The following is a 16203-nucleotide window of genomic DNA, read 5'->3' as shown; positions in this document are numbered from 1 at the left end:
AGGCCTCCCGATGACCGCCGCCCAGACCGACACCGCAGGCATATCGCCCCGAACCGCGCCGTCACCGAAACGACGCAAGACGAACTGGTACGGCGCGTTCTGGCGCTGGCACTTCTACGGCTCGCTGATCGTCATCCCCGTGCTGTTCGTCCTCGCGGTGACCGGCATGACCTACATGTTCCGCGCGGAAGTGGATGCCTTCACCCACCCGGGAGTGCTCACGGTGACCGTGCTCGAGGCAGCGGAACGGCAGGAGCTGTCCGTGCAGGAAGACGCCGTCCGCGATGCGTTCCCGGACCGGCCGATCCTCTCCGTCGTCGACCAGACCGGCGACCGGGCGACTGTCTTCGTCACCGAACGTGCGGACGGGGTCAATGCGAACGTCTACGTCGACCCGTACACGGCGACGGTGACTGGGGAGTTGACGGCGGATCAGCTGATCTCCGATTGGGCCGAGCGCATCCACGGCGATCTGCTCATCGGCGAGGAGGGCATCGGTGACCGCATCGTCGAATTGGGCGGCAGCTGGGCGATCGTGCTCACCATCACCGGGTTCATCATCTTCTTCCTCGGACGCCGGCCCCGCAAAGCCGCTCAGGCGAAACGCGCCAAGGGTGCACGCATTCGCGGATGGCACGCGATCGTGGGCCTGCCCGTCGGGCTGGGCATCCTCATGCTCGTCGTCTCCGGCCTGCCCTGGACCGGCGTATGGGGTTCGGTCGCACAGCAGGTCGCCTCAGACAACGGCTCGTCCCTGTGGGGCGAGGACCCGGGGGCGGAATCCACGATCGACGAGCTCATCGAAAGCACCAGCGGCACCAACGCCGAAGCCGGCTGGGCCATCGGCAACGGACCGACCGGCACCAGCACGAGCACCGGCACGACACCGATCTCCATCGACGACGCCGTCGCCGCAGCCCGTGCCGAGGGAGTCCCCGAGCCGTACTCAATCATCTACCCCGACGGCGAGACAGGCGTGTTCAGCGTCATGTCGAGCCAGTGGAACGACAACGGCAACCCCGCCGAATCCGAGGTAAGCCTCGAACGCACCATCCACATCGACCAGTACAGCGGAGAGATCGTCGGAACCTACGGATACGACGACTACAGCATCACCGCGCAGGTCGTCTCACAGGGCATCGCCGTCCACGAAGGACGCCGCCTTGGGGTCATCAATACGATCCTGTCGACCCTGTTCTGCCTCGCCGTGATGTTCATGTGCGTGTCTGCGCCGATCATGTGGTGGACCAGACGCGGCACCGCATCCGGCATGGCCGCACCCCGCGCAAAGCTGCCGATCTGGGGGAACTGGCTGCTCGTCGTCGTGATGGTCGGCCTCGGGATCTTCCTGCCCCTGTTCGGCCTGTCCCTGCTCGTCATCCTTGCGCTCGACCAGCTGCTGATCCGCCGCATGCCCCGGATGAAGAAGTTCTTCGGCAGCGTCTGAGTTATGGAGAGGCGGCCGCGGACACTCGCGAGCAGTCCCCACGGTGCTGATACAGATACGGCGCGCCAGAGCGAGGACCTCATCGGTGCCCACGACGAGCAACCCGGGGCAGTTCTCTACTACCGCGCAACGGCGGGAAGTGAGACTGCGTGATGTCAATGACGGACGGTGCGTCTTCTGTTGAGCAGCCCTGTTGCGGCGGTGAGAGCACGAGCGCGTAACTCTTGACCGGTTGCGAGTGAGCCACGGTGGTCTACTTCGAACCTCCTCGCCAGCGCCTACGCACCCACGCGCCGACCTTTCGAAACCGGTATGTCACATCGGCCCACTCCTCGGCGAGAGAAGGTGATTCTTCCTCTTCCTGTCGTTGGGGAGCTCCCATTGCGATGAGAAAGATGATCACCAAGAGAGCAGTGGGCAACGCCAGCGCTCCCATCCACCATCCGACCTCCATGAGCATTCCGTCAGCTACTCGACCCGACATCGACCGCGTCAGAACTACTCCCACGAGGATCAACGCGAGGGGCGGTCTTCGTGGTCGATACCGGCGTGCTCCTTCCCACGCTCGAAACCGAGGAGTCGAAGCGCGTTGGCCACGACGACGAGCGTCGAGCCCTCGTGGATGAGCACCACTGCACCGATGTTCAGACCGATGAAGGTCGCGATCACCAGGAGGACGACGATCGCGAGACTCGCTATGAGGTTCTGGCGGATGATCCGGCTGGTCGCGCGGCTCAGACGCACGGCGAACGGGACACGCCCCAGATCGTCGCTCATAAGAGCGATGTCACAGGTCTCCAGCGCGACGGTGGAACCGGCGGCCCCCATCGCGATGCCGATGTCCGCACGGGCCATCGCGGGGGCGTCGTTCACACCGTCGCCGACCATCGCTATGGGGCGATGCGTCTCGGCGAGATGCCTGATGTGCGCGACCTTATCCTCCGGCAGCAGATCACCGATGGAGGTGTCGATGCCGACCTCGCGGCCGACGGCATCCGCGACGCGCTGGTTATCGCCGGATATCATCACGAGCTGGCCGACGTTCGTACTGCGCAAGACGCGGAGTACCTGCGCGGACTCGGCGCGAGAGGTGTCCATCACGCCGACGACCCCCAGGAACCGGTCACCGCGCCGGACGATCATCAACGTCTGGCCGGAATCGCGAGCCTCCGTGTAAGCGTCCTCGACTGACGAGGGAAGGGTGAGACCCTGTTCGTCGAACATCCGCAGGTTGCCGACCTCGACGACCTCTCCCTCGACCGCGGCGCGTACACCGCGACCGACGACGGCGTTGAGATCCGATGCCTCGACACGCTCCGCCGCGGACACCTGACCCGCGAGGTCGCGGACGATCGCTGCGGCGAGTGGGTGATCGCTGAGAGACTCCACGGCGACCAGTGTTGGGACGAGGAGGCTTCCGTCCACGCCGTCCACGGGAGTGACCGACGTTACCTGCGGGTTGCCCCAGGTGAGGGTGCCGGTCTTATCGAAGGCCATCGCCCTGACCCGCCCCAGGGTCTCCAGCGGAGCGCCGCCCTTGACCAGCACGCCGGCGCGCGCCGCTCGGGCGACTCCAGCGAGAACGGCCGCCGGCGTCGCGATGGCCAGTGCGCACGGGCTCGCGGCGACGAGGACGGTCATCGCGAGGTAGAAGGCATCCGTGAACGGCTGCGAGAGTATGGACATCGCGATCAGCAGGGTTGCGGCCACGGCGAGGATCACCGCGGGCACGTACCACCGCTGGAAACGGTTGATGAACTGTTGCGTCGGTGACGCGGACTGATCGGCTGTGCGAACCAGCTCGACGACCTTGCTCAACGTCGAGTCCGCGGCCGTCGCCGACACTACGACCTCGAGAACGCCGGAGCCGTTCACTGTACCGGCGAACACGCGATTCGCAGCCGGAAGGGTATCGACGGTGCGTATCGCCCGCTCGCGATCGGCGACCGGCTCCTTCTCGACGGGCATCGACTCACCGGTGACCGCCGACTGGTCGACGGCCGAGATCCCAGTGATCACGAACCCGTCCGACGGGATCCTCGAGTTCGGGCGGACCACCACGACATCACCCACCACGATCTGCTCCACCGGGACCTCGACGGGATCGTCGTCCCTGCGGCGTACCAGGGCGGTCCGTGGTGCGAGTTCGGCCAGCGCTTCAATCGACTTGCTGGCGCGGCTCATCGCGTACTCCTCGAGGGCGTGGCCGAGGCTGAAGAGGAACAGCAGCACCGCGCCCTCCGCCCACTTCCCGATCAGGGCGGCGCCGATTGCGGCGACGATCATGAGGAAGTCGACCTCGAACTTGCCCCGCAATGTCGACGTGACCGCCGTGCGGACAGTGAAGAAGCCACCGAAGATGTAGGTGGCGATGAACAGGATCAAGGGCAGGCCCATGAGCGGCAGGCCGACCGCATACTCTGCGATCATCCCCGCGGCGTAGGTGATGCCCGCCACAACGGCGAACCACAACTCCCATCGAGCGGAGCCGTGCGCGTGCTCCTCCATGGCGGAGGGCGAGTTCGTGGCAGTCGAGGTGGTCATGCCTCGACAATACATCACAAGAACATGATATTGTGATGTATGTGAATGATAATCGTGCTCATGAGGGAGGAAGTCAACTATGACCGATTCGGTGGAATCGGCGTCTGCTCCGCTGTCAGCGGGGGATGCCGAGCGGCTAGCTGAGATCATGCGGGCTCTGGCATCACCGGTCCGACTGCGCATCCTGAGCGTGTTGCGCATCCGCCCCAGCACGGTGACCGACCTCGGCATGCAGCTCGGCACCGGACAGACGACGCTCTCAAACCACCTACGACTTCTCCGGAATCTCAGCGTGGTCCGCGGAGATCGTGACGGACGGCACGTTCACTACGCGCTGTTCGACGACCATGTCGCAGATCTCTTCGACGAGGCCATGGGACACCTCCGGCACCTTCCGAGTAATCGTTGACCACTTGACATTAGCCGAACAGCGCGCCGGGCCATTGGGCAACTGTGACAATCCTCATCAGTCGGTCGTCATTGCTCGTCTTGTGGGGGAATGGATCTCAGTCGAGTCCGCCAGTGATCACCGCACGGGTGACCGCGGGGTCGTGCGGCGCGTCGCAACCGGCGTCGATTTCGTCCAGAGCGATCTCCTTCGAGATGAGCTCGTGGAGTCGGAAGCGGCCCTGCACGTAGAGGTAGGCGTAAAGCGGGATGTCGTGCTCAGGCGTAGTAGAGCCTATGTCGACGCCCCGGATGCACTTTTCAGCGCCGACGAGGCCGATCGTCTGCATCGGCATTGTAGCGGTGGGGTCGCGGATGCCGGTACAGTATAGGCCTTCACTCGGGCGAACTATGTCCAGGACCTGCTGGGTGACGGCAGGATTCTGACGAAATTGAACGCGCCATCTGCACCGCGTTCGGTGATCCGGTGTACTTCGACGACACCAGGATCGGTGGTGGTCGAATTGATGGTGTGCGTGGCACAGAATAGCTTGGCCTTCTCGAGCTTGTTGTCCGCCACGTCGACGGCGATGATCGTGGCTGCGCCGGCGATCACGGCTCTGTTCATCGCGTTTAAGCGCACACTGCCGACCGGCTCTTCACTGTGCAGTGCACAAGCGTCGGTCTCCGACGCGGTGCCGTTCAGATGCTCTGACGGCTCACCAAAGGTTCGCTCTGCTGCGGTCGCCCGATGACGGGGCGCGGCGTGCCCAACCCTCGTAGCCGCTCGCCGATGGCCTGCGCCACCTTCCTTGCACCGGCTACCGTGGCGTCCCGCACAGCCCGGTGCAGTCTGGCCTGCCCGTGACTGATCGCGTCCGCGGCACGTTGGCTGCTGTGTCGCATCAGTTCCGATGCGGGCATCCACGTCAGCCGCGAACGGTCCTTCACCTGAGCGGCGATGCGCTCTCGACGCGCCGCCAACGCCGGGTCCGACAAGCGAGCCAGCGCGTCCGAATCCATTTGCGCCGTCTCCACATGCTCCGGCTCCGCCGTTCGTCCCGACGCCACAGTCACTACCGCATCCCTGCCATCCTGCTTCAGCGGGATGTACCGCTCGTCGTCACCCGTGTTCATGATTCCTCCTTCTCCGCGGTGGTTTCGGACCGCTTCTCGACTGATTTCAGCCACCGTCCGACGGTCGTCGGATGGACACCGAACTCGAGCGCGATCTGTCTGTTCGACAGACCCTGCATGCTCAGACGGATCGCGTCTCCAGGGCCGCCCATATCCGCGGGCGCCCGGCTCGGCGTAGATGATGCCGCGTGCGTGTCCTCCGCTGTGACTGCTGTGCTCACTGTTCCGGACGTCAACGCTCGAACCGGCGTACACTCCGACCTTCCTTCCTGCGCCAGGGTCGTGGCCGGGTCGACATCGGTATCCTCACGGACGGTCGGCACGGCGCGGCGGTAGCGGCCCAGCTCCACGGTCAAGTGCGTGGCCGCGAGCAGTACGATCGGTGGCACCGATGCCACGAGTGCCGCCACTATGCCGGGCACGGTGTCGTCGGCGGCGACCAGGGCGTGCGTGATGTTCGCCGTGATCGACACCAGGGCCGCCCCGGACAGCAGCAGCCATGGATACCGGGTCGCCGCCCGTCCGTACGGTGACAAGGCGACCACCGACATAGTCGCGATGACGATTACCCCGTCCACGATCAACGGCCATACCCACGCGAGCCCCACCGCGGTGCCCGCGCGGGACGCGAGGTCCGCGAGCGCGGTGAACGATAGCCAGAACGCTCCCACGCCCAGCAGCACCGTGCCGATGATGGACGCGCCCACCACCCATGCGCCCACCCGGCGCTGACCCGGCCCGCTCACAGGCACCGTCACAACGCCGGTACGGCCACGTCGACGCTCGCCGTCGACCGCATGGGCGCCGCCGCGCCCAGCTCCGCCGTCCGCTCCGTTGTCGTCTCGCGTTCCGCGTCCGGACCGGACCGGTCAAGCCCGGGCGGGTAGCCGTCGCCGATGCCCGTGTCGGGCAGCTTGTCGAGGATATCCAGTGCGACGCGACGCACCCGCTCGCCGGTCTCGCGGACCACGTCGACCGGTTCCTTGTCAGCCACCGATGATGCCCAGGACGCGACGTAGGGGATCGTGTAGTCGCTGGTGTCCATGCCGTGCGCTGCGCCGATCATCATCGCCACCGACTCCGCCTCCACCTCCCGGATGCCCCGATGATGGGTGACCGACTCGGCAGGGTCGTGCATGCGCACATGCCCGAGCTCGTGGGCGAGGGTCTTCACGCGGGCCGCGTCGTCCATGTCGGCCCGGACGGTGACGACGCGGCTCTCGTAGTCGGTCATCCCGTTTGCGCCCATGATCGCCGACGCTCCAGCGGCGTCCGCCAGGGTGAAGCGCTCTGCCGTCACCTGGCCGGCAAGCCCCGTCCAGAGTCCCGCCGGCGCCTCCCCTTCCAGCAGCCGTGGCATTGGCCGTTCCGGGATCTCCGCTCCCGTCGTCTGTGACACGTCCCACACGTAGGCAGGCTTCACGTTCACCATCTTCGAGCGGACCACCTCGCCGGCCGCCGGCTTCTCTCGTTGCGTCAGGCGACGCCACGACATCGGATCGGACGGGTTCTTGGACGCGAAACGCCCCATCACCGGGGCGTAGATCATGTAGCCGGACTGTCCCGCGACCGACCGATCCAACTGCTGCCACTGCTTGAAGCCCGCCACATACGTCGGCACCGGCTCCGAGACCTTCCCCCGCTCATATGCCTCAGCATGCTGAGCGAAGATCAACAGGGTATTCCGGAAACTCTTTGCCCGGAACCGGGCCGCGAACTCGATCGCACGCTTCCAGTCCTCCCCGGTCGTGAGCCCTTCGACCGCCGCCTGCAGCTTCTCCGCCATCAGCTCGAGCTTGGCTTCACGCGCCGCCTGCGCCTCTGCGGGGGAACGTCTCATCCGGGCCACCCAGACCACCGCCTTCACGTCCGCGCCGACCGTTCTCGGATCGGCTATTCGTGAAGACAGGTGCGGGAGTCCCACCCCAAGACACGGCGGAGCTCCGTGACGGCGCATGCTGCTCTAAGCTCGGATAGCTTTCCTGAGGCCGTGCAACGCCAGCCGATCATGATGGTTGCACGCCATGAGCCATGGCTGACGCTGTCGCGATTTCTTCGCCGATAGTCGGGCGGTCACCGCTGACGCGGTGGCTGTGCTGATCGGGCAATCCTGCGGATTGCCTTTCGGCTGCTTGATTGTGCGGGACCATTCCCTTCTGCGCAAGGCACGCAAAAATTCTCCCCGATAGTCCATCTCCTCTCCCTGACGTGGGGGAGGAGATTTTTTGACTCTTCGGCCTTGCACATTCATTCCTGGCCCCTTTTCTCGGCATGTGCCGAAAGGCAATGGCAGGGAGGGAACAGCCACACCACCAGGTGTGACGGCCCTCCGGGATTCAGGAAAGGAACCGAGAGCCATGACCATCATCGACACCACCCCGACCCAGGCCGCAGACCTCACCCCCGTTGAGGAGACGGTGCAGGGGCCGGAAGTTCGCCGGATCAGCCCCCACACCCTCGTCGTGGAGGACAACATCCGCTCACAGGTCGACCTCGACCGGGCATTCGTCAACTCGATCAAGCTCCACGGCGTGATCGTGCCCATCCTCGCCCACCCCGACCAGAACGGGAACATCATCGTCCGCGACGGTCAGCGCCGCACCCTCGCCGCCCGCGAGGCCGACGCCGAGGACGTGCCCGTCTACGTCGTGGACGCCTCCGACGAGAAGCGAATCCGCATCATCCAGCAATACATCACCAACGAACACCGCACAGGCCTCACCGACACCGACCGGGCCGAGGCATGGCGACAGTTGGCACTGGACGGGATGAGCATCACCGCGATCGCCAAGCAGACCGGCACCAAGCGCACCACCGTCAAGACCGGCCTTGCCGTCGCCGAAAGCGACATCGCCAAGACCGCCGTGGCCCAGCACGCCCTCACCCTCGATCAGGCGCTCATCCTCACCGAGTTCGAGGACGACCCCGACGCGCTGGCCGAACTAACCAGCATCGCCGCCCGCGACCCGGAATCGTTCGACCACTACGCCCAGCGGCACCTGGACGACAAGGCCACCAAGGAGGAAATCGCGGCCCTGCGCGCCCAGTACGAAGCAGACGGATACACCGTCGTGGACTACCCGGCATGGGGCGACGAGGACGTGGCGTTCTTCCACGACCTCCTCACCGCCGACGGCGAGCGCATCACCGAAGAGAACTACGCCGGAAAGGACGGGCACGCCGTCGCTATCGGGGAGCGTTGGGGGAGCATCGACATCGCGCACGTCGTCGTGAACTGGCGTGAGCACGGCCTGACCTCCATCCGGCACAGCCAGCCCACCACCCGATCCGGAGCGATGACCGAGGAGGAGAAGGCCGAACGTCGCCGCGTCGTCGCGAACAACAAGGCATGGGTCAGTGCGGAGAAGGTACGCCGCGCATGGGTGACGAAGTTGCTCGGCCGCAAGCGTCTGCCCTCCCAGGCGCTCGCTTTCGCGGCAACCGTGATCGCGGACAGCCGTTAGGAGGTCGCCCGCGCCGCAAACGACGGGCACGACATGGCCGCGACCCTCCTCAACCTCGACGGTCAGCGCCACTACGGACAGCCGAACCCCATCGCCGCGATGACCCAGGCCACCCCGACTAAGGCCGGACATGCACTGCTCGCCGTCGCACTCGGCGCTCTGGAAGCGGCAACCGACAAGAACAGTTGGCGCAACCCCGACCAGGTGACCCGCCAGTACCTCGACCAGCTCGCCGCATGGGGATACACCCTCTCCGATGTCGAAACCCTCATCACCGACCCCGACAGCGTCACCCGCACCGAGGACACCCCCGAGGACGACACCGCCAGCGAGAACATCGCCGCCGAGGAGACGAGTGACGAGGAGACGGATGCCGCCGCCGATGAGGAGAACGGCACGGACGAAGACGACGCCACCGACGTGGAAGGGGCGGAGGACGCGACCGCGCTCGAGAACCCCGCTGATGCCGAGGAATCGTCGACCGAGACGGACGACGCCGACGCCACCGAGGCAAGCGGCACTGACGAGGACAACGCGACCGACGCCGAGGTCGCGGACGCGGCCTGACCTGCCGTCAACAACCACAGGGGCCGGTCATCGCATCGCCGGCGACCGGCCCCACCCCCTATCCCGTTTCACGACCTCACCGGAGCAGACATCATGAGCACTCAGATTCTCGACCGCATCACCGCCGCCGACCCCGACCAGCAGGAGCGCTACGCACGCATCGCGCTGGCCTGCCTGACTATCCCCGGCGAACCGAATACGCCCGCCGCCCGCCTCACCGGCACCAACGGCCCCGCTGTTGTCCAGCACACCCTCGATACCCTCCCGCCCGCCATCACTGAGCGGACCGTTATCGACGCCCTCGACAGCGCCGCAGACGGCACCCATCGGGTACTCATCCCCACCGACGCGGAATGGCCCACGGGGCTGGACGACCTCGGCACGGATCGGCCCGTCGCCCTGTGGGCATCCGGAGATCTTGACCTCCTCACCGGCACTCCCGACTGCGCCGTGACGATCACGGGAGCCAGAGCCGCCACAAGCTATGGCGACCACATTGCCGCTGAACTCGCCCACGACCTCACCGGCATCGGGCACAGCATCGTCACCGGCGGCGCGTACGGGATCGACGCCGCCGCCACCCGCGCAACCCTCGCCGCATCCGGGCATGCAATCGTCGTGCTCGCATCGGGCATCGACCGCCCCTACCCGGCAGGCAACATCGGCCTGCTGCATCAGGTCGCCGAGCACGGACTCGTGCTCACCGAGACCCCGCCGAGTGTTGCGCCGACCCGCTCCCGGTTCGTTGCACGTACCCGCATCCTCGCAGCCCTCGCCGCTGCAACCGTGATCGTGGAAGCCGGAGCACGCTCGGGCGCACCCCAGGTCGCGCACACCGCGCACCGCCTCGCGCGCACGGTGGGAGCAGTGCCCGGCCCGATCACCAGCACCACGAGCACAGGATGCCACCTCCTCATCCAAGCGGGCATCGCCCGCCTCATCACCATGGTCGACGACCTCGCCCCCACTCGGGACGAGTAACCGCCAGCGCCCCCGGACGGTGCCGAGCATCCACCACGAGCCACGGTCGGCACCGCCCGAACCCCTCTCACACCGCGCCCTGCGCCTGACCCTCGCTGCCAGCACCATGACCAGTCCGAGTACCCAGCACCCGGAACTTGCGCGGTCGCTGCTCGATCCGAAGCCGACGCCGCCGACCTCTTCCACCACGCTCCGCACCCGTTCTTCTCACAGTCGGATACACGTCTTGCATTTACACGCCGTGCCCCATCCGCGACCGCGCGAACGCGACTCCACCGCCGCTTTGCGGCGACCTCGCTTCCGCCTGAGAGATCAGCCGTCGCCGCTCCCGCTCCCGCGTCCGAAACCTGCCGATACATCGACCCGTGCCCAAGAAGTCACGACGAGCGCGACTTCACAGCTCGCGCCACAGTCGAACGGCGGGCCTCGCCACCGTCGACGCTCACACCACCGACCACGGCGATCAAGGCTGCGACATTCCTGCACCGCGCCCACCGTATGCGACGGCGACGCGACGGTGCTCCGCAACACCCGCGCAGTCCGAACAGCCCGCATGCGGTATCCGCAACCCGCGACCCCGCAGCATGTTGCGCGCAGCGACGACCCCGGCAGCGACAGCCGTGCTGCAGGCGTCGCTCTGGCCCACCCACGAGTTGCAGCACCCCAGCAGGGCCCCGTTGCATCGCGAGAACGAAGCCCTGGCGGCACCATGCAACACCCCGTAGAATTGACAGCACCCGGCGGGCAATACACGCTTCAGGATTCAGGACGCACCATCGGTGCGAAGGGGCCCAGCCACCAACAACACAACCGAGCACAAACGTGCTCGACCGTTGAAGGAGGCCCCCTGATGTTCCTCATCGCACTCGCCATGCGCCCTGCAGCTGCTGTCTTCTACTGGTGCCAGCGGTGGCTCCCGAGCAACCGCCTCGTCACGCTCCTACGCACCCGGCGAGGCTACCGATGGGGCCTGCCCGCGGTCCTCCTCGGCGCCCTCTACTTCCTCGCCGGGATCGGCTGCTACGGCGCTGTCCGCCTCGGACACACTGAATGGTTCTACCTCGGCATGCTCATCTGCTGGTGGACCGCCCTCAAACTGGTCGTCCACGGACTCGCGGCCACCCTGCGCCTGCTCATCGCTCGCAGCCACGAGAACCTCGCCGTCCGCGCCGCCATCCGCAACGAACGACGCACCGCCCTCGCAGAAGGCCGAACCGCGTCGACGCACACCGCCGCAGAACGACGCCGCATCACCCGTAATATGAGGCACACGCTACTCATCCCGTAGGCGACACGAGGAGTGTGGCCGTTTAGCTCTCGTCACGTCAGAGCCGCGACCGACTGACTCGCGGCAATCGCAGCCGCACAGCCAGTTGACCATCTGATCGAGGAGTTAGTAGGAGGCCGCCGTGATGTTTTGCGTCGCGATGCGCTGCACGATCGACAGGCCGTGGTCTGTACCCGGTGCATGTTGCCGTCTCGACGAGCCTCAAGATCGTCTCCTCGCCGAAGGGCTTTCTCTCCGTTGGAGACGGTATGCACACCAACGTCGTCGCCGGGAAAGGAGGGTTACCACCCGGCTTATGCAGCGTCGCCAGAGGTTCGGGACCCCTGCGCGCTCCTCATCGCCGAAGTCCTACCGTCGACGACACTTCGCATCACGGGGGAAAGCCTCCTGATCTATATCATGATGGTCATGAGCTAGGCAGGTGACGGCTGCTCGCCGACACGCTAGGTGAGGAGCAATCATGCGCAACGAAGCTGGACGGTCGAAGAAGCTATGACCGGCGAACTCCCAGACCACAGGGCGATGTTCGTCCGTTTCCTCTCTGACAGCGGTGATGAAGCGGCTGCCCGTACCCGGTTCCAACGACTGGTGACCGACCTTGTCATGGTGAAGCTGCCTGGTGCGTCGGAGGTCGCGTACCCGGGTGGCGGAGACTGGGGCATCGACACCTATGTTGGCGGCCTCGATAGCGACATCGTCGTCTGGCAATCGAAGTTCTTCACGGCCTGGGGTAAGACGCAACAGGGTGAGATCCGTGACTCCTTCAAGCAAGTGGTGGGAAAGGCGAAGGATCAAGGATTCACGGTGACGGCGTGGACGCTCTGTGTGCCGAGCGTCCTTCCGCCGGATCAGCAGAAGTGGTTTGACGGCTGGCGCCAACGCCAGACCCGAGAGACGGGCGTGCGAATCGAGCTCTGGAATGGCGTTCATATTCGGTCTGCGCTTCAGCAGGCGGACGCACGCGAGCTTCGCGAGCTGTACTTTCCTGATCAGATGCCGGTCGGCAGCGACGTTCCCGTAGCTGCTCTCACGAATCTAGGAACGCTGTCCGACGCACTGTTCGTCGTGCAGTTGGAGACCGCCGGCCACACGGAGACGGATGCCGCGAAGGGCTTCTTCTTCGCGGCGGAGGCTATGGCCCGCGATGTTGCTGGCCGCGGCGTATCCGCCGAGGTCAGCGCACTGAATGAGGCGGAGCTTGAAGCTCACGGCACCTGGGAACAAGAGTACAACGCTAGGTCAGGCTCAGCGTCGGAGGATGGCCGTATGGTGGGGCTCATCGACGACGTCAATAGCGGCGTTGCGAAGCTGGCGAGCAGTCCGGAGCTGAGGCTCCGTCCTGCGCACCGCAGGGGCCTGGTTCACCGTCTCGTCGAGGGTGCTCGCGCAGGATGGGTGACGCACTGGCGGGACGTCGCGGCCGGGCATCGTGGCACGTCCGCTGGGACAGCCCTTGAAAAGAGCGGCGAGTTGCCAAGCGCCGCACCACCTGCAGACCATGCCGGAGAGGGGGCCACCGTTGTCTGAGTCAGAACCTGAACTGGGCACGGAGCGAACCGCGTGGGAGGGACCGGAGGAGAGGACGGTGTTCCGCGTTGCCCAGCTCGCGCTCCTGTTGGCCGCCGCGGAAGACACCGGCGCGAAGCTGACGAACCTCGACAGGCTGGCATACTTCGACTTCTTCGCCGCGAACCCGTTCATCGTTCTCGATGGCGAGTCCGTCGAGAAGGATGCGCGCGATCGACTCACTCTTCGCCTTGCCGGATTCACAGACCGTCAGCTCACCTACGGCACGGTCGGGCACCGCTTCGCAACGCGACATGAGCGGATTCGACACGATCTCGCGTTACTCGTTGCTCGCGGCCTGGCTCGGGCTCTGGCCGACCGCTACGCGATCACGCCGTCGGGTGCGGAGTTTGCGAGCGCGCTGAAGACGGTCTACGCGGAGGCATATCGCACTGCTGCCTTAATCGTCCTCAAACGATTCGGTGGACTCTCGGAGACGAGACTGCGGGCAAAAGCCGAGAAGTTGCTCGGAGCGCCGTGGCTGCTCATCGACTTCCTCGCCGACGTCGAGGGCGTCGACACCGTCACCAGAGGAGGCGGAGCTTCATGAGTACGAGCACTTCTGGGATTCGGATTCGCCGACTTCGTCTATTCGCCCCGCCTGGCGCAGACCGCACCTACAATGTCGATTTCACCGTGGATGAGCGATGGCGGCCGCTGTCTATCGTCGCTGGGGCAAGCCAGACGGGCAAGACCAGTACGATCGAGTACATCCTGTACTGCCTGGGCGGGTCAGACTACCCGGAGCACGAGGAGATGGTGCAGCGCATTGCCGCTGTCGCCCTCGAGCTGGAGATCGACGGCGTCGTTCACACGATCGAGCGCACGACGACCGGCGCGCCGTCGAAGTTCGCTTCAGTGTGGCCAGCTGCCCTCGAAGAACGGGCTTCATCGCTGGAGACTCGACTGACGATCGAGCCACCGTCGGATCCGGACTCGCTCTCCCAGTTCTTGCTCGCCGCGTTCGGCATGGGCGGCATCAAACTGCCCTTGAGCCCATCCAAGGAGGACTCCGACACTCACGCGCTGAGCATCCGAGATGTGGCCAGGCTCGTCTACTTCCAGAACTCCCGGCTCGACAGCCAGAACCTGCTTGAGGAGCATGGCAACCACGTCGTCGCGCAGAAGCTACAGCAGACGATCGACCTGATCTTCGGCGTGGCGGACGCCTCGCTCGCCCAGCTCGCTGACCGGATTCGAGCCGCCGAGAACGCAGCCCGCGAAGCCGAACGATCTGCCAGGACACTCAAGACCATCGTGGATAGCGAGTACCCGCTTGGCCCCGCAGGTGTCGAGATTCAGCAGAGCGATGCGATCCAACTTGCTGCCCAGGTCCGGGAGCAGATCGATAACCTCGATACCGACGAGCTCGCCCGGCAGGAAGCGACCGACGATCTGCGACGCTCACTGTCCGAGGCGGAGACCGCGGTCAAAGCGTGGGATGTACGAGTGCGCGGCCGAGAAAGCCTGATCGAACGGCTCACCTCCCTGGCTCTGCAGTATGCCGACGACAAGAAGAAGCTGACCTTCCTGAAGGAAGCCGAGCAGCTCTTCGACCCGCTAAACGTCACCCACTGCCCGGTATGCTTCGCCGAGCTCACGTCGCATCCGCACATCACCGTCTCCGGCGCATGCAGCCTTTGTGGCCATAACCTGAGCCATGAGCACAACGATGAGAACGAGCGAGAGCGACGACAGCTCATCGAACGCGAGCTCACCGCGACTTCGCGGCGACTCGACCAGCTCAACGTGTACCTCGATTCCTTGACTCGCGAACTCGCCACGATCCGGGGCTCTCGTGAGCACGCCTCGGCCCTCGCCAACTCGGCCGCTTCCGAGCTCGATCGTGTTGCCAGCCTTCCCGCTCCGTTCCTGGCGCTCCGCGATCAGCTCAGCAAGCAGTTGGCTGAAGCCGAGAAGGTCGCTGCGTATCAAGCGCAGGGTATCCGTCTTTGGGAACGGGTCACGCAGGCCGAGAACGAAGCCGCGCTGAAGGTCGGGCAACTCGCGCAGTTGCGCAGAGAGCGGCAGGAGCAGGCGACTCGCCCTGACCGCGACAGCATCATCCGGACCATCTCCGATCGGTTCGTCGAGATTCTCGGCGACTTCGACTACCCGAAACTCAGCAACGCCTGGCTGGACGCGAAGCTGATCCCCACCGTCCGTGGCGTCAACTACACGAAATCGAGCAGCGGAGGGCTGACGCTGATCAGCCTGGCTTGGGCGTTGGCTTTGTGGGAGATCGCGTACGAACGCGAGGCTCTCGCGCCAGGTCTACTCATCATCGACAGTCCGCAGAAAAACCTCGGTCACGCCGCACGCCCGGATGACGATGAGTTCGCTGACGCGAAGCTCGTCAACAACGTCTACGAGCACGTCGAACGATGGCTGGACGCGGCGGGCGAGGGAGCGCAGGTCATTTTCGTAGACAACAGTCCGCCCGTTGCTGTCGACGAGCATGTTGTTGTGCGCTTCTCGGGTCGCGCGACGCAACCGCCGTTCGGGCTCATCGACGATGCCACAACCTAGAGGCTACGCGTAGGAGAGGGCCGAGGCGTCTGCTGTCGACGCCAATGTTTATTCGGTGCACCGCCGATACTCTGCGCTCGCCGGAGCCTCGCGAATGCCACTTGGAAGCCCCCGTCGTCTGCTGGGGGTTTGATGATGACCGCCGCCCTCCACTTGGCGCAGCCGCTTTCGCTTTTCAACCGGACCACGAGCATCCCGTGAACGTAGCTGGTGTCGAAAAACGAACTGTCCAGTACCGCATGCTACGACGCCGTAGGGAGCGCGAGAACGGGATCTGATCACGCACCTGTTCC

The 16203-nt window shown here is 65.4% G+C and carries 15 protein-coding genes; 9 read left to right on the top strand and 6 right to left on the bottom strand.

What is annotated here, in order from left to right:
• Positions 1 to 10 precede the first annotated feature (10 nt).
• Entirely contained in the window at positions 11 to 1447 is a 1437-nt protein-coding gene (locus BKA02_RS01480) for a PepSY-associated TM helix domain-containing protein (protein WP_179430624.1), read from the top strand.
• A 513-nt stretch (positions 1448 to 1960) separates the two neighbouring features.
• Here BKA02_RS01480 and BKA02_RS01475 read toward each other — a convergent pair.
• On the bottom strand, positions 1961 to 3991 hold the full coding sequence (locus tag BKA02_RS01475; RefSeq protein WP_179430622.1) for a heavy metal translocating P-type ATPase: 2031 nt from the start codon (positions 3989 to 3991) through the stop codon (positions 1961 to 1963).
• A gap of 79 nt (positions 3992 to 4070) precedes the next feature.
• Between BKA02_RS01475 and BKA02_RS01470 the strand changes: the two genes are divergently transcribed.
• Complete coding sequence (locus tag BKA02_RS01470) at positions 4071 to 4400, top strand: ArsR/SmtB family transcription factor (RefSeq protein WP_179430620.1); 330 nt, start codon at positions 4071 to 4073, stop codon at positions 4398 to 4400.
• Positions 4401 to 4497: 97 nt separating this feature from the next.
• Here BKA02_RS01470 and BKA02_RS01465 read toward each other — a convergent pair whose 3' ends face one another.
• The 5 genes from BKA02_RS01465 to BKA02_RS01445 form a co-directional block, all read right to left on the bottom strand.
• The gene (locus BKA02_RS01465) at positions 4498 to 4728 is read right to left on the bottom strand and encodes a hypothetical protein (protein WP_179430618.1); all 231 of its coding nucleotides are present in this window, start codon (positions 4726 to 4728) and stop codon (positions 4498 to 4500) included.
• Between the two features lie 59 nt (positions 4729 to 4787).
• Positions 4788 to 5006, bottom strand: a complete 219-nt coding sequence (locus tag BKA02_RS01460; RefSeq protein WP_179430616.1) for a zinc-binding dehydrogenase — start codon at positions 5004 to 5006, stop codon at positions 4788 to 4790.
• A gap of 74 nt (positions 5007 to 5080) precedes the next feature.
• Positions 5081 to 5515, bottom strand: a complete 435-nt coding sequence (locus BKA02_RS01455) for a hypothetical protein (protein WP_179430614.1) — start codon at positions 5513 to 5515, stop codon at positions 5081 to 5083.
• The gene (locus BKA02_RS01450) at positions 5512 to 6261 is read right to left on the bottom strand and encodes a DUF2637 domain-containing protein (protein ID WP_343045315.1); all 750 of its coding nucleotides are present in this window, start codon (positions 6259 to 6261) and stop codon (positions 5512 to 5514) included. Before BKA02_RS01450 ends, BKA02_RS01455 begins: the two co-directional genes overlap by 4 nt.
• Before the next feature lie 8 nt (positions 6262 to 6269).
• Positions 6270 to 7382: an ImmA/IrrE family metallo-endopeptidase gene (locus BKA02_RS01445; RefSeq protein WP_425487508.1), complete on the bottom strand. Its 1113-nt coding sequence runs from the start codon at positions 7380 to 7382 to the stop codon at positions 6270 to 6272.
• A gap of 490 nt (positions 7383 to 7872) precedes the next feature.
• Here BKA02_RS01445 and BKA02_RS01440 point away from each other — a divergent pair, with 490 nt between their 5' ends.
• From BKA02_RS01440 to BKA02_RS01410, 7 genes are all read left to right on the top strand, one after another.
• Positions 7873 to 8979: a ParB/RepB/Spo0J family partition protein gene (locus tag BKA02_RS01440; RefSeq protein ID WP_179430612.1), complete on the top strand. Its 1107-nt coding sequence runs from the start codon at positions 7873 to 7875 to the stop codon at positions 8977 to 8979.
• A 33-nt stretch (positions 8980 to 9012) separates the two neighbouring features.
• A complete protein-coding gene (locus tag BKA02_RS01435) occupies positions 9013 to 9546 on the top strand; it encodes a hypothetical protein (RefSeq protein ID WP_179430610.1) in 534 nt (177 codons plus the stop codon).
• A 93-nt stretch (positions 9547 to 9639) separates the two neighbouring features.
• Complete coding sequence (locus BKA02_RS01430) at positions 9640 to 10527, top strand: DNA-processing protein DprA (RefSeq protein WP_179430608.1); 888 nt, start codon at positions 9640 to 9642, stop codon at positions 10525 to 10527.
• A gap of 850 nt (positions 10528 to 11377) precedes the next feature.
• A complete protein-coding gene (locus tag BKA02_RS01425; protein ID WP_179430606.1) occupies positions 11378 to 11815 on the top strand; it encodes a hypothetical protein in 438 nt (145 codons plus the stop codon).
• A 492-nt stretch (positions 11816 to 12307) separates the two neighbouring features.
• Positions 12308 to 13342: a hypothetical protein gene (locus tag BKA02_RS01420; RefSeq protein ID WP_179430604.1), complete on the top strand. Its 1035-nt coding sequence runs from the start codon at positions 12308 to 12310 to the stop codon at positions 13340 to 13342.
• A 58-nt stretch (positions 13343 to 13400) separates the two neighbouring features.
• Complete coding sequence (locus BKA02_RS01415) at positions 13401 to 13931, top strand: ABC-three component system middle component 2 (RefSeq protein WP_179430602.1); 531 nt, start codon at positions 13401 to 13403, stop codon at positions 13929 to 13931.
• 86 nt (positions 13932 to 14017) lie between these two features.
• Positions 14018 to 15910, top strand: a complete 1893-nt coding sequence (locus tag BKA02_RS01410; RefSeq protein ID WP_179430600.1) for a hypothetical protein — start codon at positions 14018 to 14020, stop codon at positions 15908 to 15910.
• The last annotated feature ends 293 nt before the right edge of the window (positions 15911 to 16203 follow it).

The organism is Microbacterium pseudoresistens, assembly GCF_013409745.1.
GTDB lineage: Bacteria > Actinomycetota > Actinomycetes > Actinomycetales > Microbacteriaceae > Microbacterium > Microbacterium pseudoresistens.
Note: the sequence above shows the minus strand (reverse complement) of the source record. Positions and strands in the feature narration are given on the sequence as shown.

What these genes read in the sequence shown, in the direction of transcription:
- BKA02_RS01480 (WP_179430624.1), top strand. Translation starts at nt 11, where the DNA reads ATGACCGCCGCCCAGACCGACACCGCAGGCATATCGCCCCGAACCGCG.
- BKA02_RS01475 (WP_179430622.1), bottom strand. Translation starts at nt 3,991, where the DNA reads ATGACCACCTCGACTGCCACGAACTCGCCCTCCGCCATGGAGGAGCAC.
- BKA02_RS01470 (WP_179430620.1), top strand. Translation starts at nt 4,071, where the DNA reads ATGACCGATTCGGTGGAATCGGCGTCTGCTCCGCTGTCAGCGGGGGAT.
- BKA02_RS01465 (WP_179430618.1), bottom strand. Translation starts at nt 4,728, where the DNA reads ATGCAGACGATCGGCCTCGTCGGCGCTGAAAAGTGCATCCGGGGCGTC.
- BKA02_RS01460 (WP_179430616.1), bottom strand. Translation starts at nt 5,006, where the DNA reads ATGAACAGAGCCGTGATCGCCGGCGCAGCCACGATCATCGCCGTCGAC.
- BKA02_RS01455 (WP_179430614.1), bottom strand. Translation starts at nt 5,515, where the DNA reads ATGAACACGGGTGACGACGAGCGGTACATCCCGCTGAAGCAGGATGGC.
- BKA02_RS01440 (WP_179430612.1), top strand. Translation starts at nt 7,873, where the DNA reads ATGACCATCATCGACACCACCCCGACCCAGGCCGCAGACCTCACCCCC.
- BKA02_RS01435 (WP_179430610.1), top strand. Translation starts at nt 9,013, where the DNA reads ATGGCCGCGACCCTCCTCAACCTCGACGGTCAGCGCCACTACGGACAG.
- BKA02_RS01430 (WP_179430608.1), top strand. Translation starts at nt 9,640, where the DNA reads ATGAGCACTCAGATTCTCGACCGCATCACCGCCGCCGACCCCGACCAG.
- BKA02_RS01425 (WP_179430606.1), top strand. Translation starts at nt 11,378, where the DNA reads ATGTTCCTCATCGCACTCGCCATGCGCCCTGCAGCTGCTGTCTTCTAC.
- BKA02_RS01420 (WP_179430604.1), top strand. Translation starts at nt 12,308, where the DNA reads ATGACCGGCGAACTCCCAGACCACAGGGCGATGTTCGTCCGTTTCCTC.